The organism is Streptomyces sp. NPDC104761 (assembly GCF_055583445.1).
The window spans coordinates 603,587-622,277 of record NZ_JBVJNZ010000002.1 but is presented as its reverse complement, the minus strand read 5'-3'; the positions used below and the strand labels follow the sequence as shown (position 1 = coordinate 622,277).

Sequence of the window (18,691 nt, the reverse complement as noted above, 5' to 3'; positions counted from 1 at the left end):
CAACTGAGTGATCCTTCACCCGCCAGGGTCACTCCAGCGCCCCTCGACTCGTGTCGTGCGTCACCTGGCAATACCGTTTCCCTGCCCGATCCACGCGATATCGCGCGTACCACCCCCGGAGCGACCAGTGGGTGCACTGCCTCTTCCCCCTGTCGCCACCGGGAGTGACACCGGCAGGCCTCTGCTCGACGACGAGTACGAGGCGTTCCTCGGGCATGCGGCGCAATGGGGGCTGGCGAGCAGCGGCTTCCACAACCAGAACTACGTCCTCCCGCTGACGGAGCAGATGGCCCGGCGGCTGGGCCGGGAACCCGGTACCGCCGTGACCGTGCGGGTGCGCAGGACCGATGTCCTCTCCGTGGTGATCCGGACCTGGGACGACGAGGCGCGGATCCTGGAGGCGATCCAGGGCGTGCTGCCCAACGTGCCCGAGTGCCTCTTCGAGGGGAATCGCTTCACCATCCACAGCTTTGTGGACGGGGTCCCGCTCTCCAGCGTCTGCGAGAACGACAAGCCGGTCGACGCCGTCCTGCTGACGGAGCTGGCCGGGCTGTTCGCCCGGATGTCCCATGTGCGCGGCGCGGTGCTGCCGGCTCTCCCGTCGATGTGGCCGCGGAACCACACGGACAGTCAGGGGTTCCTGCAGACGCTCGCCCGGATGGCGGACCTCCAGATCCGCCAGGCCAACGGGTCCGCATACGGCTGGCTGTTCGCCGCCCTGGGCATTCCCGAGGATGCCCTGCTCCGGTTCGCCGACCGGGTGCCCTGGATGACGCGGCGCCCGTACAGCCTCCTCCACGCGGACCTGCACCGCGACAACCTGATCGTGTCGCCGGACGGCAGCACGCCCCTCACCTGTGTCGACTGGGAGCTGGCCACCTTCGGCGATCCCCTGCACGACCTCGCGACCCATCTGGTCCGGATGCGCTATCCGGACCACCAGCGGGACGAGGTCATCGAGGCGTGGGTGGACGCCATGCGGGCGGTGCGGCCCGCCGCCACCCACGGCGTGCAGAAGGATCTGCGGCACTACCTGGACTTCGAATGGGCCCAGTCCGTCTATCCGGACGTGATGCGGGCCGCGAAATCCCTGGAGGAGTCCTTCGACGAGGAGAACCTGCAGAGGGCGACGGCGGCCGTGCGCCGCGCGTTGGAGACGGGCGCCGAACCGCTGCGGCTGCGTACCGTGCCGGGTGACCGGGAGATCGAGCAGGTCCTGCTCCGCTGGGCCGCCTCCGCACCGGTCGACGAGGCCGGCCGACGTGGCCGGATCGCCGAGGTGCTCGAATGGCGGCAGGACCGGCGAGTACCCGAACACCCCGACTTCCCGCACGCCGCGGTACGCGCCGCCCTGTTCCTGGAGGCCACCGCACCCGCCCACCGGGTGTTCAAGGGCACCGCGCACCTCAACTCGGTGATCCGGGTGCCGGGCATCGGCTTTCCCGTGGTGATCCGCCGCAAGGTGCCGCACGCACGGCGTCGTGAGCGCAGCTACCTCAGTGAGCACGCGGTGCTGAGGGCGATCGAGCGCTCCGGTGCGGCGGTGGCGGCGCCCCGCGTCCTGGCCCTGGGCGAGAGCTGCTCCCGCTATCTCTTCGCCTATTCCCGGGACCGCTTCGCCATCCACACCTACGAGGGGCCGGCCGACACCGACCGCAAGCCCGACCACCCCGTGCACGGTCTCCGCCCGCAGGAGGCCGACGGACTCGTCGACCAGCTGGCCGCACTGACCGGGGTCGACCACATGCTGCTCGACCCCGCCTCCGGCGAGCCGGACTTCTACTACTGGCTGAGCGAGCAACTCGTCACCCTGGTCGCCGGCCTTCCGAGGGAGTCCCAGCAACTGGCCCGCTTCCTGGGCCTCCCCGACGCCGCCCGGTTGCGGGAGATCCTTCTGCGGCACCGTGTCAGTCATCGCGTCCCCGCCTTGCTGCACGGCGACCTCAACCCATGGAACCTGGTTCGCCGCGACGATCGGCTCGCGCTGACCATCATCGACTGGGAGATGGCACTGGTCGGCGACCCGCTGTACGACCTGGTCCGGCATATGCACCTGACCCCGACCCGCCCGGAGATCCGGGACCGGATGTTCCGCCGCTGGGAGCGTGTGCTGGACGACCGGTTCACTCGCGACTGGCAGCGGGACTGGCGGGTGTACCGCTGGATCGAGATCGTCCGCTCGGCCTACGTCGATCTGGACCGGCTGGTCACGGGAGCGAGCCTGGACGCCCCCAACGTCCGCCGTGCCCTGGACTCGTATGCCATGACGCTGGCAGCGGCCAAGGGTTCTCTGGGCCTGCCCGCCCGGGTGACTGCGGACCCCCGTCTTGCTCGTGCCCTGACCTAGGGAGAGCATGGCGGAACCGATTGCCCGGCTGCTCATGGGCCTTGGCGCCGACCGGGCAGAACGGCGCGGAGGGGGGAGTGCATGCCCGAGGGGAAGGGACGTGCGGCGAGTGAGACCAGGGCATTCCGGCTGAGGCGCTTCGTCACCGGCCTCACGGCCCGACAGGTCCCGTCCGCCTGACCCCCGCTGCGTAGGCTCGGTCCCATGGGTGACATGGGCCTGCGTGAGCGCAAGAAGCGGCGGATGTACGAGGACGTGTCGGACATCGCCGTGCGGCTGTTCCTGGCGAAGGGGTTCGACGCGGTGTCGGTCGCCGAGGTGGCCGCCGCGGCCGGGATCTCCAAGCCGACGCTGTTCCGGTACTTCCCGGCCAAGGAGGACCTGGTCCTGCACCGGATCGCGGACCACGAGACGGAGGCGGCGCGGCTGGTCGCGGGGGCCGGGTCGCCGGTCGGCGTGCTGCGGGCGCACTTCCTCGACGGGCTGGGGCGCAACGACCCGATCACCGGGCTCAACGACCACCCCCAGGTGCTCGCCTTCCACACCCTGCTCAACAGCACCCCCACCCTGGTGGCCCGGCAGTACGCCTACCTGGAGCGGTCGGAGGCGGCGCTCGCCGAGGCCCTCGGCGGCACCCTGGAGGCCAGGCTCGCCGCCGGCCAGATCGTCGCCGTACAGCGGATCCTCGCGCAGGACAACTGGCGGCGGATCGCGGCGGGGGAGCGGGTCGAGGACGTGCGGGCGGACGCGGTGCGGGCGGCGGAGCGGGCGTTCGGGCGGCTGGAGCGGGCCCTGGCGGACGACGGCCGGGGCGCGACTGAGGTCCGGTAAAAAATGTAACCCGGTAACGGTTTCTCGTTTACGCTGTCCCCATGCAGCAGGAACTCGACCGCGAGCGCGCCTACCACGACACCTGCCGCGCCGCCCTCGCCCGCATGGTCGAAGGCGCCGTCGAGCACGTCGTCACCGGCGAGGACGTCTCCGCGTCCGGTGCCGACGCCGAAGTGCTCGGGTACCGGCTGCGCAGCCGGGCCAAGGAGATGCGCGAGCTGCCCGAGGGCCCGCTGTTCTTCGGCAAGCTGGACTTCGGGGCGGGGGAGCACGCCGGGCAGAGCTACCGCATCGGCCGGCTGCGGATCAGCGAGGAGCCGACCACCCCACCCCTCGTCGTCGACTGGCGCGCCCCCGTCTCCCGGGCCTTCTACCAGGCCGGCCCCGACGACCCGCAGGGCGTGGCCGTACGGCGGCGGTTCGGCTGGGCGCCCGGCAGCCGCGGCGACTCCGCCGACCTCACCGGCCTGGAGGACGAGCACCTGAGCAGCGGCGAGCCCGGTGACCGGGGCGGGAGCAGCGGGAGCGCCATCCTCACCCGCGAGATCGAACGGCCCCGCGTCGGCCCGATGCGCGACATCGCCGCCACCATCCAGCCCGACCAGGACGACCTGGTCCGGGCCGGCCTCGCCGACTCCGTCTGCGTCCAGGGCGCCCCGGGCACCGGCAAGACCGCCGTCGGCCTGCACCGCGCCGCCTACCTCCTCTACACCCACCCGCAGCGCATCCGCCGTTCCGGCCTCCTGATCCTCGGCCCCAACCGCACCTTCCTCTCCTACATCTCCGAGGTCCTCCCGGCCCTGGGTGAGACCGGCGTACGGCAGCGGACCCTGCAGGAGGAGATCGGCCGCCACCCGGTCACCGGCACCGATCCCCACCGCACCGCCGCGCTCAAGCACGACCCGCGGATGGCCGAGGTCCTCCGTCGCGCGCTGTACGCCCACGTCCGCACCGACGCCGTCACCCCGCTCTCGCTCTCCGACGGCACGTACACCTGGCGGGTCTCCGCGGCCGTGCTGACGAGGATCGTCGAGGGCGTACGGGAGGAGGAACCGCCGTACGCCGTCGGACGGGAACGCGTCCGCGGCCGGGCGATGCGGGCCGTACAGCTCCAGGCCGAACGGCGGGCGGGCCCGCAGCCCGGCGTCTGGACGCGGCGGCTCGAACGCTCCCGGGCGATGAGCGCCTGCCTCGACACCGTCTGGCCGAAGGTGCGCCCGGAGGAGGTGCTGGCCGGACTCCTCACGGACGGCGAGGCCCTGGCGACGGCCGCCGAGGGGCTCCTCACCTCGGGTGAACAGCGGGACCTGCTCTGGACCCGGCCGCCGCGCTCGTACAAGTCCGCCCGCTGGTCGGCCGCCGACCTGGTCCTCCTCGACGAGCTCGCGGGGCTCGTCGAACACCCCGAGGGCTACGGCCACATCGTCGTCGACGAGGCCCAGGACCTGTCTCCCATGGAGTGCAGGGCGATCGCCCGGCGGGCTGTCTTCGGCTCCCTCACCGTCCTCGGCGACCTGGCCCAGGCCACCACCCCCTGGGCGGCGCGGAGCTGGGACTCCGTCCTGGGCCACCTGGGCAAGCCGGAGGCGGCCGTGGTCCCGCTCACCACCGGCTTCCGGGTTCCGGCAGCGGTCGTGGACCTGACCAACCGGCTGCTGCGGCACCTCGGCACGGACGTACCCCCGGCCAGGTCCTACCGTGGCGACGGCGAGGTGACGATCCGTCCGACCCGGGACGTGCCCGCGACGACGGTCACCGCGGTGCGGGAGGCCCTGTCCCACGCCGGGTCGGTGGGGGTCGTGGCGGCGGACGCGCAGGTGAGTGCCGTACGCGGGGCGCTGACCGCCGCCGGCATCGACCCTGCGGGCCCGGACGAGCTGGGCGCGCGGGTGGCCGTGGTCCCGGCGAGCGTCGTCAAGGGCCTGGAGTACGACCACGTGGTGGCCGTGGAACCGGCGGCGGTGGCGGAGGCGGAGGAACGCGGCCTGCACCGGCTGTACGTGGTGCTGACCAGGGCGGTGTCCCGACTGGACGTGGTGCACGCGAGGCCGTTGCCGTTCTAGGGAACAGCCGGGGCGGCGCCCTGCTTCCAGGGGGCGCTGGGGGTCCCCCGGCCGAAGGCTGGGGGAGGAACTGCGCGACCAGCCCCCGACGCACCCGCGGCCGCCCCACGACCCTTCCCGGCACTGTCTGCGAGGGCGGACTTCGCGGCGCTGGAGGGCTGGCCGGCGAGCCGGCGCTGACGTCTCACCCCCGGCTCGGCGCGGACCTGGCGACGCATTCCGCGACGGTGTCGGCGAAGACCCGGGCGAGTGGCGGGAGCGCGTCCCAGCGGCGCACCGCCCAGCCGACGGGGAGGGGAGGCAGGCCGGGGACGGGGACGAGCCGGAGGGGGCCGTCGTCGCCGGGGGGCCGGTGGCCGGGCAGTGCGGGTACGACGGCGTGGCCGAGGCCGAGTTCCGCCAGCAGGAGGGCGGTGTCCCAGTCGGCGACACCGGTGTCGGAACTGCTCCGCACCCCCAGTTCGGCGAACGCGGCGTCGAGGTGGGCACCCGAGGCGGAGTTCTGGGGCAGCCGGATGAGACGGATGCCGGCGAGATCCGCCACCTCGACACGGGCCCGGCGCGCGAGCGGGTCGTCGGCGCGGACGGCCAGTACCCAGGGCAGGTCCACGACCGGGCGCTGCTCGATGCCGCGGACCGGGCCGCCGAGGGTGACCCAGGCGAGGTCGAGGTGACCGGCGGCGAGGGCGTCGAAGCAGCTGCGGCTGGAGGTCTCCGTCCGGAACTCCAGGTTCACCTTCGGGTGGCGCTGCCGGAAGGCGACGACTGCCTCGGCCATGAAGTGCCGTACGGTCGTCCCGCCCGTGGTGACGCGTACCGTGCCGCCGCCGCCGTTGACGAGGTCGCCCAGGCGCCGCAGGGCCGAGTCCAGACCGGCGATGCCGTCGGCGGCCGCGTCGCACAGGACCCGTCCGGCGTGGGTGGGTACGACGCCTCGCGGCCGGCGCTCCAGGAGGCTCACGCCGGTCTCCCGCTCCAGCCGCTTCACGTGCTGGCTGACCGCGGACTGGGTGCAGTCCAGCTCCCGCGCGACGGCACTGAGGCTGCCCGCCCGGCACACGGCCACGAAGACCCGCAGGTCGTCCAGAGTCATGCACCCAAGCTACAGCTTGGGTGTAGGAAGAAATCCATAGGATTGACTGGGGTGCCGGGTTCTCGCGATGATCGACGCAGGGCCCTGGGCGGCAACCCGTCCGGCGCCTTCGCGGGGTCCGGACCCTGCCGAAGGCCCGGACGGGTGCCGACCCGAGCGACGGAAGGAACCCGCCTCGTGTCCGCTTCCCCGGCGCCATCCCCTCTCCCGGCCGCCTTCGACCGGGCCGTCGCGCACCTGCGCGCCCTCGGTGCCGCCGAGATCGCCCATCCCGGCGGCACGCTCCTTTCGCACCTCCAACGCGTGGAGGAGCAACTCGCCGCCTGGGGCGCCCGCCCCGCCCTCCGGCTCGCGGGCCTGTGCCATGCCTGCTACGGCACCGACGGCTTTCCCGCCGCCTTGCTGCCCCCCGACCGCCGCACCGCACTCGCGGCGGTGATCGGCACGGAGGCCGAGGCGATCGTGTACCTCTACGGCTCCTGCGACCGCAAGGCCACCTACCCGACGCTCGCCGACCCCGACGGGGCCGTCCACGACCGCTTCACCGGAGCCGCCGGTGTGCCCGGACCTCGGCCGCGCCGGGACCTCGCCGAGCTGACGGCCGCCAACGAACTCGACCTGGCCCGCGTCGACCCGTCCTTCCGCGAGCAGTGGGGCCCCGGACTCCTCACCCTGCTCACCCGCCTCCGCCCCCTGCTGAGCGGGCCGGCCCGGGCCGCCTGCCACACCGTCCTCGCGCCGTAGACCTGCGCTCCCACGGCTTTCTGCCGCCTGCGGGCGCCAGGTCATGAGTCCCGGCGCGAGCTCCTGTGCCGTCTCCGGCGCCTCGTCCTCAGGCGGGGCGCTCGGCCATGACGACCAGGCCCGGGCCGCTGAACTCGTCTGCCGGAAGGCGGAGTTCGGCGACGGGGCGTAGTCCGGCCCGCTCGATCAGGGCCACGAACTGCTCCGGCCGCCATTTGTGCGTCGTCCAGCGGACGGGCACACCCCCGTAGGCCTCCGTGCGCACCACGTCCTCGTCGCCGACGTGCGTTCCGGTGATGAAGTGTCCGCCCGGCTTCAGTGCGCGCGAGAACAGGGCGAGGACCTGCGGGAGGACGGCGCGGGGGAGGTTGAAGAGCGACCACCACCCGAGCACGCCGCCGAGGGACGCCTCCTCGAGGCTGAGGTCGGTGGCGGAGGAGACGCTGAAGCGGCAGTGCGGATAGAGGCGGCGGGCGTTCTCGATCATGCCGGGCGAGAGGTCGACGCCGGACACGTCGAGTCCGCGTTCGGCGAGGTAGGCGGTCACCGTTCCGGGCCCGCAGCCGACGTCGAGGACCGGTCCGAGTTCGCGCACGGTGTCGGCGAAGGCGTCGATCGACGCCTTGAGCCAGGGATGGCGGCGGATGTCGCCCATTCCCGTCGTCGCCACCATCTCGGCGTAGTTGTCGGCCACCCGGTCGTAGGACTCCCGGACCACGTCGAGATCGGCCGGCCGGTCGATTTGATCTGCACCCATCGGCACACCATAGGGCGGCGAGATCACCGGGGCAGGAGGTTGAACAAACCGGCCGGGCGGGCAGAGCGCCCATCCGGGTATGACGCGACACACTTTTGCAAGCAGGTGCTTGCAATTGTTAGCGAGGGTGGGGCAGGGTGGAGGTATGGCATCGCTGAACGTCGGCAATCTCGGTGAGTATCTGCGTGAACAGCGGCGCAACGCGCAGCTGTCGCTCAGGCAGCTCGCCGACGCCGCCGGGGTGTCCAATCCGTACCTGAGCCAGATCGAGCGCGGGCTGCGCAAGCCGAGCGCGGAGGTGCTCCAACAGGTCGCCAAGGCCCTGCGGATCTCCGCCGAGACGCTGTACGTCCGCGCCGGAATCCTCGACGCCGAGCGGGATCTGAACGAGGTGGAGACCCGTGCGGTCATCCTCGCCGACCCCACCCTCGACGAGCGGCAGAAGCAGGTGCTGCTGCAGATCTACGAGTCGTTCAGGAAAGAGAACGGCTTCGTGTCGGGCGAGGAGCGGACGGGCGACACGGGCACCCTGGCGGTCGCCGAGGACGACGACGCCGACAGCGACGTCGGCAGCGACACCGACGACAGCGACACCGAAGACAGAGAGACCGGTCCGCGGCGGACGGCCGGATGAGCCGGCCAAGCGCGCCGGCCGCCAAGCCGCGGACCACACAACCCTCAGCCGAACTTTAATACGGGAGGACCATCACCATGGCCATCACCGACGACCTGCGCAAGACCCTCAGCGACCCGACCCCGCTCTACTTCGCCGCCGGCACCGCGGACCTGGCCCTCCAGCAGGCCAAGAAGGTCCCCGCCCTGGTCGAGCAGCTGCGCGCCGAGGCCCCGGCCCGCATCGAGGCGGTTCGCAAGGCCGACCCGAAGGCTGTCCAGGAGAAGGCCGCCGCCCGCGCCAAGGAGGCCGGCGTCAGGGCCAAGGAGGCGCAGGTCAGCCTCCAGTCCAAGGTCAACGACTTCATCGTCTCCCTCGACGGCGACCTCAAGAAGCTCGGCGAGTCCGCCCAGGACTTCGCGCTGCGCCAGGTCGGCGTGGCCGCCGAGTACGCCGTCAAGGCCCGTGAGACCTACGAGAAGGTCGCCGAGCACGGCGAGCAGGCCGTGAAGACCTGGCGCGGCGAGGCCGCCGAGGAGATCGAGGACCTGGCCATCGCCGTCGAGGGCAAGCCCGAGACGGGCACGGTCAAGGAGGGCGAGAAGAAGGCGGACGAGCCGAAGACCGCCGAGGCCAAGCAGGCCGCGGCGAAGAAGGCCCCGGCCGCCAAGAAGACCCCCGCCCCGCGCAAGGCCACGCCGGTCAGGAAGAGCACCCCGCCGGCCAAGTGACCGGCGCACGCGTCAGCGGAACGTACGGACCGGGCACCTTGAGGGTGCCCGGTCCGTTCTACGGGTACGGTGGCCGCGTAGGGATCGGGAGAGAGCGGGTGGTGACGGCATGCTGATGCTGGGGTTCGCGGGGTTCCTGGGACTGCTGAAGATCGTCCTGATGGCCCTGGCCGCGTTCGGGCTGGTCGATGCCGTGTTCCGGCGCGAGGACGCCTTCCGCGCGGCCGACAAGCAGAACAAGATGTTCTGGCTGATCATCCTGGCCATCGCCCTGGTCGTCAGCTACCTCTTCTCGATCCTCTCCATCCTGCCGATCGCGGGCGTGGTGGCGAGCATCGTCTACCTCGTCGACGTCCGCCCCGCGGTCAAGCAGGTCTCCGGCGGTGGCGGCGGCTGGCGGGGCCGCGGCGGCAGCAGCAGCGACGGCCCGTACGGCCCGTACAACGGCGGCCGCTAGGCGCCCCGTAGGGGGCGCGGGGAACTGCGCGACCAGCCACGAATCACCCGCACCCGGCTGACGGCAGAAGCCCCTACGGCGAGCAGCCGCTCTCAAACCCCCGGTCCAGCAGGACAACGGCCACGTCATCCGTCAGCTCACCCCCGTTGAGCTGCCGCACCTCGTTCACCGCCGCCCGCAGCAACGCCTCGCCGGTCAGGCCCGAGGCCAGCTGCCGGCGGACCATCTCGACCATCCCCTCCTGCCCCAGCCGCTCCCCGCCCGAGCCCACCCGGCCCTCGATCAGGCCGTCGGTGTAGAGCATCAGGCTCCACTCGGCGCCCAGCTCCACCTGCATCCGCGGCCACCGCGCACCCTTGAGCAGCCCCAGCGCCGGGCCGTTGTTCTCGTACGGCAGCAGCTCGGCCGGCCGGCCCGGCCGGGCGACCAGCGGCGCCGGATGCCCGGCCAGGCACAGCCCGGCCCGGCGCCCGTCCGGCGCTATGTCGACGGTGCAGAGCGTCGCGAAGATCTCCTCGTCGGAGCGCTCGTGCTCCAGGACCTCCTGCAGCGTGGACAGCAGCTCGTCACCGCACAGCCCCGCCAGGGTCAGCGCCCGCCAGGCGATCCGCAGCTCGACGCCGAGCGCGGCCTCGTCCGGGCCGTGCCCGCACACGTCACCGATCATCGCGTGCACGGTCCCGTCGGGCGTGCGCACGGTGTCGTAGAAGTCGCCGCCGAGCAGCGCCCGGGAGCGGCCGGGCCGGTAGCGGGCGGCGAAGCGCAGCGAGGAGCCCTCCAGCAGCGGCGTGGGCAGCAGGCCCCGCTCGAGCCGGCGGTTCTCCTGCGCCCGCAGCCGCCCCTCGGCCAGCTTGCGCTCGGTCGTGAGGGAACGCTTGCGCTCGACGGCGTACCGGATGGCGCGGCTCAGCAGCCGTCCGTCCAGTTCGTCCCGGAAGAGGTAGTCCTGCGCGCCGACGCGTACGGCCTCGGTGCCGCGCTCGGCGTCGCCGGAGGCGGTGAGGGCCAGCACGGCGTGCCGGGGCGCGAGCTCCAGGACGTGCTTGAGCACGGCGAGCTCGCCCTCCGTCTCCTTGCCGCCCGGCGCCGGCAGCGCCAGGTCCAGCAGGATGCAGTGGACGTCGTCGGTCAGCAGCCGCTCGGCCTCGGTGAGGTTGCGGGCGGTGCGGACGCGGATCGAGGTGCCGGACGCGTCCTGCAACTCGGGCAGGACCGGTGAACCGGCCGGATCGTCCTCGATCAGCAGCAGGGTGAGAGTGGTGCCGCCGGTGTTCGGGGTGGCGGCTTCCGTGCGGTTGGCCTCTTCCTTGAGGGGGCCGCCGCCCTGTGCGGGCGCGGCGGCCGGCGCCTGACCACTCTCCACGGCCGGGATCGCTCTCTGCCGCGGTACGGGTACGGGCATCGTGTTGGGTTCCTTCCCTCCCCCCGAGGGCATGGCGGGGCGAGGGACCTCGACCCACCCGACGGGGACCATAGCGGTACTGGCCGCCGCAACGGAATGGTGTGAGCCGCGTCGCTCTGTCTCAGGCCAGCGTCATATGCCGCGTGCCGTACCGCAGTTGGACAAGAGGGCCGCCGGGCAGGGATGACGAAGGTCACGTGCCGCCTGAGTTTGAGCGGATGTTGCGGTGCGGCGCGTCACATGGCGCAGCTCACGAAAGGGACATCACGCCTGAACCGCCGGGCTGGTGCTCAGGCGTCCGGTCGTACCACCCCGAGGATCGGCATCGACCCCGCGCCGCCGATCGACACCGTCCGCCCCGGGCGCGGGGCCTGGATGATCGCGCCGTCCCCGATGTACATCGCGACATGGCTGGCGTCGTCGAAGTAGATGATCAGGTCGCCGGGGCGCATGTCCTTCACGTCGACGTGCCTGAGTTGCTTCCACTGCTCCTCGGAGGTGCGCGGGATCGGTTTCCCGGCGCTCGCCCAGGCCTGTGAGGTCAACCCGGAGCAGTCGTAGGAGTCCGGGCCCTCGGCGCCCCACACGTAGGGCTTGCCGAGCTGGGCGGTGGCGAACGCGACCGCCTTCCTGCCCGCCGCGGACGCCCTGCTGTGGATCTCGTCGAGTATGCCGGTGTCCAGCCAGGCCGTCTGCGCCTTGTACGCGGACTCCCGCTCCAGTTCGGCGAGACGCTCCTTCTGCTTCTTCTCCAGCATCGACTCGAGCTTCTCGGCGGCGGCGATCCGCTGCGTGATCTTCTTCTTGGCGGCGGCCTTCTCCTTGCGGCCGGCCTCCAGTCTGTTCCACTGGTCGGCCGCGTCCGCCGCGTACTGCTTCAAGTCCTGCTGGGTCTGGGTCACTTCCCTGATCAGGGCCTTGGTGGCCCGCTCGCCCTGGAGCACCCGCCCGGCCCCGTCCAGGAACTCGGAGGGGTTGTCGCTCAGGATCAGCTTGTCGGAGTCCGGCAGTCCGCCGGTGCGGTACTGGGCGGCGGCCGCCCGGCCCGCCCGCTCCTTCAGCTCGTCGAGCTTCTGCTGCCCCTTGACGATCTTCTTGGCCAGGCCGACGATCTCGGCGGACTGCTTGTGGGCCGCCTCCTCGGCGGCGTTGTACGCGTCGGTGGCGACGGCCGCGTCGTGGTAGAGCTTGTCGAGCTTCGCCTGGACGGCCTCGAGGTCCTTGTCCGCCGGGACGGTCACGGAGGCGGAGGTGGAGCCGCCGGCGGAGGCCGAGGCGCCGGGGGAGGGTGTCGGTCCGGGTGCCGCGAACGCCGTGCCGGGTCCCGCGAGCACCGTCACCGCGCAGACCACCGTCACGGCCGTCGCCAGGATCCCGCGCCCGCCCGGCCGGACGGTGTGCTTGTCCGGTTCCATGGCCCGACCCCCCTCCAGAAAAACTGATTAACCGTCAGTAACTTATGGCACGTGGAGGATCGTGCCACGGCGTGCCGCAAAGCGACAGAGGTAACGGCGGGTGGTTCCTCCCCGGTTTCCCCCCGAGCATGACGATCTTCCCGCCTTTGTGACGAACGACTCACCGAGATCGTTCCCGGCTCGCTCATCAGGCCCTTGGTGCCAACGCCTCCCACGTCAGGGTCACTTCGCCCTGCCGCCAGCGCGCCGCCGAGTCCGTCACCGGCCAGTCGGCCGTCAGGTCCCGCACCGCCCGGATCCACCGCTGCCGGGCGCCGTACGAGGCGTAGGGCGCGGCCGCGGCCCACGCGCGGTCGAAGTCCCGCAGGAACGCGTGCACCGGCTCGCCCGGCACGTTGCGGTGGATGAGCGCCTTCGGCAGCCGTTCGGCGAGGTCGGACGGGCGCTCCAGGGAGCCGAGCCGGGTCGCGAAGGTCACCGTCCGCGGCCCCTCCGCCCCGAGCGCGACCCACACGTGCCGCCGCCCGATCTCGTCACAGGTTCCCTCGACCAGCAGCCCGTCCGGCGCCAGCCGCCCGCGCAGCCGCCGCCACACCTCGGCGACCTCGCCCTCGTCGTACTGCCGCAGCACGTTGGCCGCGCGGATGAGCAACGGCCGCGCGGCGACCGGGATCTCGAACCCGCCGTGCCGGAAGGCGAGCCCCTCGCGCTCGTACGGCCGGGCCGCGGCGACCCGCGCGGGCTCGATCTCGACCCCGACGACACGCGCGCGCGGCGCGACGGTACGCAGCCGCCCGAGCAGTTCGACGGCGGTCCAGGGCGCGGCACCGTAACCGAGGTCGACGGCAACCGGGTCGGCCGCACGGCGCAGCACGCCACCGTGCGTGGCGGCGATCCACCGGTCCATGCGGCGCAGCCGGTTGGGGTTCGTGGTCCCGCGCGTCACGTTCCCCACGGGTCGGGAGGCGGCGCGGGCTGTCATGTCTCAAAGGGTAAACAGTGCAGCGCCCCGAGCTGAGGCGCCCCGTAAGGGGCGCTGGGGGTACCCCCGGCCGAAGGCTGGGGGAGGAACTGCGCGCCCAGCCCCCACCCACCCGCACCCGACCTCCCGCCCGCAGCACCCCTACGCATCCCACCCTCGAACGGTTGAGCGACCGCAAGCAATGTGTCGGCAAAATCAACCACCTCCGGAATGGGAATCCTCCCCTCCGTGTTGCACCCCGTTGGAGGGGCACCCGATGCCTCCCACCGGCATGCCCGCCCGAGAGAGGACCGCCACGTGAGCCAGTACGTCAGCAGGCTCGGGCGCCGCTCCCCGTCGGCTGCCTCCCGGCTCCGCCGGGCCCGCCGGCCGCGCCGCGTCGCCATGCTCTCCGTGCACACCTCACCGCTCCACCAGCCCGGCACCGGAGACGCCGGCGGCATGAACGTCTACATCGTCGAGCTCGCGCGGCGCCTCGCCGCGATCGACATCGACGTCGAGATCTTCACCCGCGCCACCTCCGGCGGCCTCCCGCCCACCGTCGAACTCGCCCCCGGTGTCCTCGTCCGGCACATCGACGCCGGCCCCTACGAGGGCCTCGCCAAGGAGGACCTCCCGGCCCAGTTGTGCGCCTTCACGCACGGCGTCATGCAGGCCTGGGCGGGCCACCGCCCCGGCCACTACGACCTCGTCCACTCGCACTACTGGCTCTCCGGGCACGTCGGCTGGCTCGCCGCCCAGCGCTGGGGCGTCCCCCTGGTGCACGCGATGCACACCATGGCCAAGGTCAAGAACGCCAACCTGGCCGACGGCGACACCCCCGAGCCCGCCGCCCGCGTCATCGGCGAGACCCAGATCGTGGCCGCGGCGGACCGCCTCATCGCGAACACCTCCGAAGAGGCCGACGAACTCGTACGCCACTACAGCGCCGACCCCGGCAAGGTCGCCGTCGTCCACCCCGGCGTGAACCTCGACCGCTTCTGTCCCGGCGACGGCCGCGCGGCGGCCCGCGCCCGCCTGGGGCTCCCGCAGGACGCCCTGGTCCCCCTCTTCGCGGGCCGCATCCAGCCCCTCAAGGCCCCCGACGTGCTGCTCCGTGCCGTCGCCGTGCTCCTCGACGAGCGCCCCGAGCTCCGCTCCCGGATCGTCGTACCGATCGTCGGCGGCCCCAGCGGCAGCGGCCTGGCCAAGCCGGAGGGGCTGCAGAAGCTGGCCGCGCGGCTCGGCATCGCGGACGTCGTCAGGTTCCGCCCGCCGGTGGACCAGGAGCAGCTCGCGGACTGGTTCCGGGCGGCCTCCGTCCTGGTCATGCCGTCCTACAGCGAGTCCTTCGGCCTGGTGGCGATAGAGGCCCAGGCGGCCGGCACCCCCGTCCTCGCCGCCTCGGTCGGCGGCCTGCCGGTGGCCGTGCGGGACGGCGAGACCGGCTTCCTGGTGCGCGGTCACGATCCCGCCGACTACGCGCGCGTGCTGCGCCGTTTCGCCGACGAGGCCACTCTGGCGGACCGTTTCGGCAGCGCCGCCGCCCGGCACGCCCAGTCCTTCGGCTGGGACACCGCGGCCGCCGCCACCGCCGAGGTCTACCTGGGCGCGACCCAGTCCCACCGCCGTCGCGTACGCTCGGCCCATGGGTGATGGCGCACAGGAACGGCAGGCCGGGCAGGTCATCGAGGGTGTCCTGAAGGACACCGAACTGGACTGGGAGAGCCCCGAGTCCGGCACCTACGTCGTGCAGCTCCCCGGCACCCGCAAGCTGAGGACGACCGTCTCCCTCATCGTCGGCCGCCACTCCCTCTCCCTGAACGCCTTCGTCATCCGGCACCCGGACGAGAACGAACCGGCCGTCCACCGCTGGCTCCTGGAGCGCAACCTCAAGCTGTACGGCGTGAGTTACGCCGTCGACCGCCTCGGCGACGTCTACGTCACCGCCCGCCTCCCGCTCTCCTCCGTCACCGCCGCCGACCTGGACCGGCTCCTCGGCCAGGTCCTGGAAGCCGCGGACGGCGCCTTCAACACCCTCCTGGAGCTGGGCTTCGCCTCCGCCATCCGCAAGGAGTACGCGTGGCGGGTGTCCCGGGGCGAGTCCACGCGCAACCTCGACGCGTTCACACACCTGATCGAACGCCCCGCTGACTGACCTCAGGTCCCTACCTGATTGAGGTCTGCACGACTCTTTCGAGGCACGGGACCGTCGTGGCATGCTCACCGCCGACGCGCATATGAACGTCGTTCACAACCATGAAAGCCACCATGGGAAGGACGTACGGCATGAGCACCACGCACCACGACGTGAGCGCCGGTATGACCAGACGGACCCTGCTGCTCGCCGGCGCCACGGCGGTGGCCGCGACCGCCGTGGCGGGCGGCACGGCCCACGCCTTGGACGGCCAGGTGCCCTCCCTCTGGCGGGAGTTCCGGCGCACCCCCTTCACCCACCCGCAGATCCCCTACGTCGGCCGGGCCGGAGCGGCCCGCATCCGGCGCCTCCCGGTCGTCGCCGACGTCCGCGCGTACGGCGCCGTCGCCGACGGCGTCACCGACTGCGCCCCCGCGATCAACCGTGCCATCGCCGCTGCCGCCAGGGCCGGCGGTGGCACGGTCACCATCCCGCCCGGCACCTTCCGCATCGACGGCCTGATCCACATCGGTCACGACAACGTGGTGCTGCGCGGCGCCGGCAGCGGCCGTACGACCCTGTACGCGACGAAGAACCTCACCGAGCTGATCGGCCCGTACGGCTCGCGCTACGGCGGCACGAAGTCGGCGTGGTCCTGGGCGGGCGGGCTCATCTGGCTGGCGCCGAAGCCCCGTTGGGACTCCCTGGTCGCCGCGATCGAGGCGCAGGCCTGGCCCTTCGAGGGCTGGACCGGCAACAAGCGCGACGAGTGGGAGCAGTTGACCCCCGTCGAACCGGCCCGCCAGGGCGACGTGACGGTCACCGTCACCGACCCCTCCGGCCTGCGCCCCGGCCGCCTGGTCCTGCTCCGGATCGCCGACGACACCGCCCACACCCTCCTCCAGCACATGTCCGGCGGCGGCCCGGGACCGGCGTCGTACTACTGGGAGGACAAGACCAAGCTGCTGTCGTACGTCCCCTACGAGTGGCCCGTCCGGGTCACGGCGGTGCGCGGCCGCCGGGTGACACTGGAACGCCCGCTGCCGCTGGACCTCCGCCCGGAGTGGAACCCCCAGTTCACCACCCACGTCCGGGAGCTGACCGGTTCCGGCGTCGAGGGCCTCACCCTCGACGTCATGGAGACCCCGCAGTCCCCGCACCTCCTCGACAAGGGCTACAACGGGGTCGTCCTGCAGTGCGCGTACGACTGCTGGGTGGACGACGTCACCGTCCGCAACGTCGACAACGGCTTCGGCCTGGTCGCCGCCTCCGCCTGCACCCTGCGCCGCACCCGGGTCGGCGGCCGGGGCGAGCACCACCCCTACTTCTGCCGCGAGGGCTCGCACGACAACCTGATCGAGGACTTCACCATCGAGGAACGCACGGTCCCGGCCCCCGCCGACACCCAACTCCACGGCATCAACGTCGAAGGGCTCTCCTCCCACAACGTCTGGTCGCGCGGCGAGATGCAGATGGGCACCTTCGACTCCCACCGCGGCCTGCCGTTCGCCAACGTCCGCACCGACATCACCGTGGACAACAACGGCCGGCACGGCGGCGACGCCAACGCGGGACCGCTGTTCGGCGCCCGCTTCACCCACTGGAACGTTCGAGTGACCAACGGCCGCGCGGGCCTGATGCGCCTGGACGGGCTGGCCCCGTACTCCGCGACCGTCGGCCTCAACACGGTCACCGACTTCGACCAGATCGACGTACCGGACTTCACCGGCGACCTGCACTCCCGCCTGGAGCTGTACGGCACCTGGGACGCGGTACGGCCGCGGAACCTGTACGAGGCTCAGCGCGCGCTGCTCCGGTAGCGCCCGGGCGTCACCCCGACCAGCCGCTTGAAGTGCCGGGTGAGATGCGCCTGGTCGTAGAAGCCGGCGGCGGTGGCCGTCTCGCCGGGCGGTACGCCGTCGAGCAGCAGCCGGCGGGCCCGGCCGACCCGGCGGGACATCAGGTACTGGTGCGGGGCGATGCCGTACGCCCCGCTGAACGCCCGTACCAGGTGGGCGGGGTGGGCGTGCAGCAGCCGGGCCGCCTCCGCCAGGCCGAGCCCGTCGGCGACCCGCGCGTCGAGGAGTTCGCGCAGGGTGCGGGCGAGGACCGGGTCAGGGAGGCCGGGGGTCACGGGCCGGGGGCGGAGCAGGTCCCGCAGCCGCTCGCCGATGAGGGTGAGCCGGCTCTCGGCCTCCAGCTCGTCGCCGGGGCGGACGAGAACGGAGTGCAGCTGGCCGACCCGCCGCCGCAGCAGGGGGTCGCGCAGGTCGGGCCCGTCGACGGCCGGCCCGATCAGGCCCTCCCCGAGGATGCTCTCGTCCAGGTAGACCACACGCTTGCGGAAGCCGTCCGCGGTGGCGGGGGAGCCGTTGTGCGGGACGTGCGGCGGCAGCAGGGTCACGGTGTCGGCCGGGGTGCCGTGCTCGTGGCGTTCGAGGTCGTACCGCACGGCGCCGTCGTCCACGATGAGCAGCGTCCAGGCGTCGTGGACGTGCATCGGGTACGCGTACTCGGTGAAACGGGCGTGGAAGACCTCGGTGACGCCCGGGACACCGGGGCGCCAGGCGGTGACTTCCTGTGTGTCGGACTGCCGGGCGGCCATGCAAAGAACGTACAAGACGGGGCCGTACGACGCCCGGCAGTCTCGGGGCATGAGCACTCCCCCTACGGACGCCGTCCGTTTCGACACGAAGATCGCCGTGCTGCTGCGGGACGACCTGGAGCCCTGGCAGCGGCTGAACGTGACCGCATTCCTGGTCAGCGGCCTGGGTGCGACGCTCCCCGAGGTGGTGGGGGAGCCGTACGAGGACGCCGACGGCGTCGGCTACCTGTCGATGTTCCGGCAGCCCGTGCTGGTCTTCGAGGGCGCGAAGGAGACCCTGAAGGCCGCGCACGAGCGGGCACTGGGCCGCGCCCTGCCCCGGGCCGTCTTCACCGCGGACCTGTTCGCGACCGGTAACGACCGCGACAACCGGGCGGCGGTCCGTGCCGTGCCCACGGCGGAGCTGGACCTGGTGGGGCTCTCGGTGTACGGGCCGCGGAACGCGGTGGACAAGGTGCTGAAGGGGGCGCGGATGCATCCGTGAGCCGCTTCTTCGCCCGGCAGGAGGAATTTCGTCTGGTGTCCGGGTGATCTG

17 protein-coding genes are annotated in these 18,691 nt (G+C 72.4%); 11 read left to right on the top strand and 6 right to left on the bottom strand.

Going from position 1 to position 18,691, the window contains the following annotated elements:
* Positions 1–127: 127 nt before the first annotated feature.
* The 3 genes from ACZ63F_RS09330 to ACZ63F_RS09320 all read left to right on the top strand — a co-directional run bounded on the left by ACZ63F_RS09330 (position 128) and on the right by ACZ63F_RS09320 (position 5,241).
* Entirely contained in the window at positions 128–2,347 is a 2,220-nt protein-coding gene (locus ACZ63F_RS09330) for a phosphotransferase family protein (RefSeq protein ID WP_469709872.1), read from the top strand.
* Positions 2,348–2,551: 204 nt separating this feature from the next.
* Positions 2,552–3,178, top strand: a complete 627-nt coding sequence (locus tag ACZ63F_RS09325; RefSeq protein ID WP_469709871.1) for a TetR/AcrR family transcriptional regulator — start codon at positions 2,552–2,554, stop codon at positions 3,176–3,178.
* A 41-nt stretch (positions 3,179–3,219) separates the two neighbouring features.
* Positions 3,220–5,241 (top strand): HelD family protein, encoded by a 2,022-nt coding sequence (locus tag ACZ63F_RS09320; RefSeq protein ID WP_469709870.1) that lies wholly within the window; start codon positions 3,220–3,222, stop codon positions 5,239–5,241.
* A 184-nt stretch (positions 5,242–5,425) separates the two neighbouring features.
* On the opposite strand, the gene ACZ63F_RS09315 is transcribed toward ACZ63F_RS09320, so the two are convergent.
* On the bottom strand, positions 5,426–6,334 hold the full coding sequence (locus ACZ63F_RS09315) for a LysR family transcriptional regulator (protein ID WP_469709869.1): 909 nt from the start codon (positions 6,332–6,334) through the stop codon (positions 5,426–5,428).
* A 177-nt stretch (positions 6,335–6,511) separates the two neighbouring features.
* Here ACZ63F_RS09315 and ACZ63F_RS09310 point away from each other — a divergent pair, with 177 nt between their 5' ends.
* Positions 6,512–7,078, top strand: coding sequence for a DUF6817 domain-containing protein (locus tag ACZ63F_RS09310; RefSeq protein ID WP_469709868.1), 567 nt, complete (start codon positions 6,512–6,514; stop codon positions 7,076–7,078).
* An 88-nt stretch (positions 7,079–7,166) separates the two neighbouring features.
* Here ACZ63F_RS09310 and ACZ63F_RS09305 read toward each other — a convergent pair whose 3' ends face one another.
* Positions 7,167–7,835, bottom strand: coding sequence for a class I SAM-dependent methyltransferase (locus ACZ63F_RS09305; RefSeq protein WP_469709867.1), 669 nt, complete (start codon positions 7,833–7,835; stop codon positions 7,167–7,169).
* A 145-nt stretch (positions 7,836–7,980) separates the two neighbouring features.
* Between ACZ63F_RS09305 and ACZ63F_RS09300 the strand changes: the two genes are divergently transcribed.
* The 3 genes from ACZ63F_RS09300 (at position 7,981) to ACZ63F_RS09290 (ending at position 9,636) form a co-directional block, all read left to right on the top strand.
* Complete coding sequence (locus ACZ63F_RS09300; protein WP_352360837.1) at positions 7,981–8,469, top strand: helix-turn-helix domain-containing protein; 489 nt, start codon at positions 7,981–7,983, stop codon at positions 8,467–8,469.
* A gap of 77 nt (positions 8,470–8,546) precedes the next feature.
* A complete protein-coding gene (locus ACZ63F_RS09295) occupies positions 8,547–9,179 on the top strand; it encodes a hypothetical protein (RefSeq protein ID WP_469709866.1) in 633 nt (210 codons plus the stop codon).
* A gap of 109 nt (positions 9,180–9,288) precedes the next feature.
* On the top strand, positions 9,289–9,636 hold the full coding sequence (locus tag ACZ63F_RS09290; RefSeq protein ID WP_469709865.1) for a DUF2516 family protein: 348 nt from the start codon (positions 9,289–9,291) through the stop codon (positions 9,634–9,636).
* 73 nt (positions 9,637–9,709) lie between these two features.
* Here the strand turns inward: ACZ63F_RS09290 and ACZ63F_RS09285 are convergent, their stop codons facing one another.
* From ACZ63F_RS09285 to ACZ63F_RS09275, 3 genes are all read right to left on the bottom strand, one after another.
* Entirely contained in the window at positions 9,710–11,038 is a 1,329-nt protein-coding gene (locus ACZ63F_RS09285) for a PP2C family protein-serine/threonine phosphatase (protein ID WP_469709864.1), read from the bottom strand.
* Between the two features lie 290 nt (positions 11,039–11,328).
* Entirely contained in the window at positions 11,329–12,453 is a 1,125-nt protein-coding gene (locus tag ACZ63F_RS09280; RefSeq protein ID WP_469709863.1) for a C40 family peptidase, read from the bottom strand.
* 187 nt (positions 12,454–12,640) lie between these two features.
* A complete protein-coding gene (locus tag ACZ63F_RS09275; RefSeq protein ID WP_469709862.1) occupies positions 12,641–13,435 on the bottom strand; it encodes a class I SAM-dependent methyltransferase in 795 nt (264 codons plus the stop codon).
* Positions 13,436–13,732: 297 nt separating this feature from the next.
* On the opposite strand from ACZ63F_RS09275, the gene mshA reads away from it, so the two are divergent.
* From mshA to ACZ63F_RS09260, 3 genes are all read left to right on the top strand, one after another.
* Positions 13,733–15,070 (top strand): D-inositol-3-phosphate glycosyltransferase, encoded by a 1,338-nt coding sequence (mshA, locus tag ACZ63F_RS09270; protein ID WP_469709861.1) that lies wholly within the window; start codon positions 13,733–13,735, stop codon positions 15,068–15,070.
* The gene (locus ACZ63F_RS09265) at positions 15,063–15,572 is read left to right on the top strand and encodes a type III secretion system chaperone family protein (protein ID WP_469709860.1); all 510 of its coding nucleotides are present in this window, start codon (positions 15,063–15,065) and stop codon (positions 15,570–15,572) included. The genes mshA and ACZ63F_RS09265 overlap by 8 nt, the downstream gene beginning before the upstream one ends.
* Positions 15,573–15,703: 131 nt before the next feature.
* Entirely contained in the window at positions 15,704–17,371 is a 1,668-nt protein-coding gene (locus ACZ63F_RS09260) for a glycosyl hydrolase family 28-related protein (protein ID WP_469709859.1), read from the top strand.
* Here the strand turns inward: ACZ63F_RS09260 and ACZ63F_RS09255 are convergent.
* The gene (locus tag ACZ63F_RS09255; RefSeq protein ID WP_469709858.1) at positions 17,350–18,156 is read right to left on the bottom strand and encodes a helix-turn-helix domain-containing protein; all 807 of its coding nucleotides are present in this window, start codon (positions 18,154–18,156) and stop codon (positions 17,350–17,352) included. The two genes, ACZ63F_RS09260 and ACZ63F_RS09255, sit on opposite strands and share 22 nt — an antisense overlap.
* On the opposite strand from ACZ63F_RS09255, the gene ACZ63F_RS09250 reads away from it, so the two are divergent.
* Positions 18,155–18,640: a DUF2000 family protein gene (locus ACZ63F_RS09250; protein ID WP_469709857.1), complete on the top strand. Its 486-nt coding sequence runs from the start codon at positions 18,155–18,157 to the stop codon at positions 18,638–18,640. The two genes, ACZ63F_RS09255 and ACZ63F_RS09250, sit on opposite strands and share 2 nt — an antisense overlap.
* Positions 18,641–18,691 lie beyond the last annotated feature (51 nt).

Coding starts and splice junctions, on each gene's coding strand:
- ACZ63F_RS09325 (WP_469709871.1), top strand. CDS start 2,552: ATGGGTGACATGGGCCTGCGTGAGCGCAAGAAGCGGCGGATGTACGAG.
- ACZ63F_RS09320 (WP_469709870.1), top strand. CDS start 3,220: ATGCAGCAGGAACTCGACCGCGAGCGCGCCTACCACGACACCTGCCGC.
- ACZ63F_RS09315 (WP_469709869.1), bottom strand. CDS start 6,334: ATGACTCTGGACGACCTGCGGGTCTTCGTGGCCGTGTGCCGGGCGGGC.
- ACZ63F_RS09305 (WP_469709867.1), bottom strand. CDS start 7,835: ATGGGTGCAGATCAAATCGACCGGCCGGCCGATCTCGACGTGGTCCGG.
- ACZ63F_RS09300 (WP_352360837.1), top strand. CDS start 7,981: ATGGCATCGCTGAACGTCGGCAATCTCGGTGAGTATCTGCGTGAACAG.
- ACZ63F_RS09295 (WP_469709866.1), top strand. CDS start 8,547: ATGGCCATCACCGACGACCTGCGCAAGACCCTCAGCGACCCGACCCCG.
- ACZ63F_RS09290 (WP_469709865.1), top strand. CDS start 9,289: ATGCTGATGCTGGGGTTCGCGGGGTTCCTGGGACTGCTGAAGATCGTC.
- ACZ63F_RS09285 (WP_469709864.1), bottom strand. CDS start 11,038: ATGCCCGTACCCGTACCGCGGCAGAGAGCGATCCCGGCCGTGGAGAGT.
- ACZ63F_RS09280 (WP_469709863.1), bottom strand. CDS start 12,453: ATGGAACCGGACAAGCACACCGTCCGGCCGGGCGGGCGCGGGATCCTG.
- ACZ63F_RS09275 (WP_469709862.1), bottom strand. CDS start 13,435: ATGACAGCCCGCGCCGCCTCCCGACCCGTGGGGAACGTGACGCGCGGG.
- ACZ63F_RS09265 (WP_469709860.1), top strand. CDS start 15,063: ATGGGTGATGGCGCACAGGAACGGCAGGCCGGGCAGGTCATCGAGGGT.
- ACZ63F_RS09260 (WP_469709859.1), top strand. CDS start 15,704: ATGAGCACCACGCACCACGACGTGAGCGCCGGTATGACCAGACGGACC.
- ACZ63F_RS09250 (WP_469709857.1), top strand. CDS start 18,155: ATGCAAAGAACGTACAAGACGGGGCCGTACGACGCCCGGCAGTCTCGG.
- ACZ63F_RS09255 (WP_469709858.1), bottom strand. CDS start 18,156: ATGGCCGCCCGGCAGTCCGACACACAGGAAGTCACCGCCTGGCGCCCC.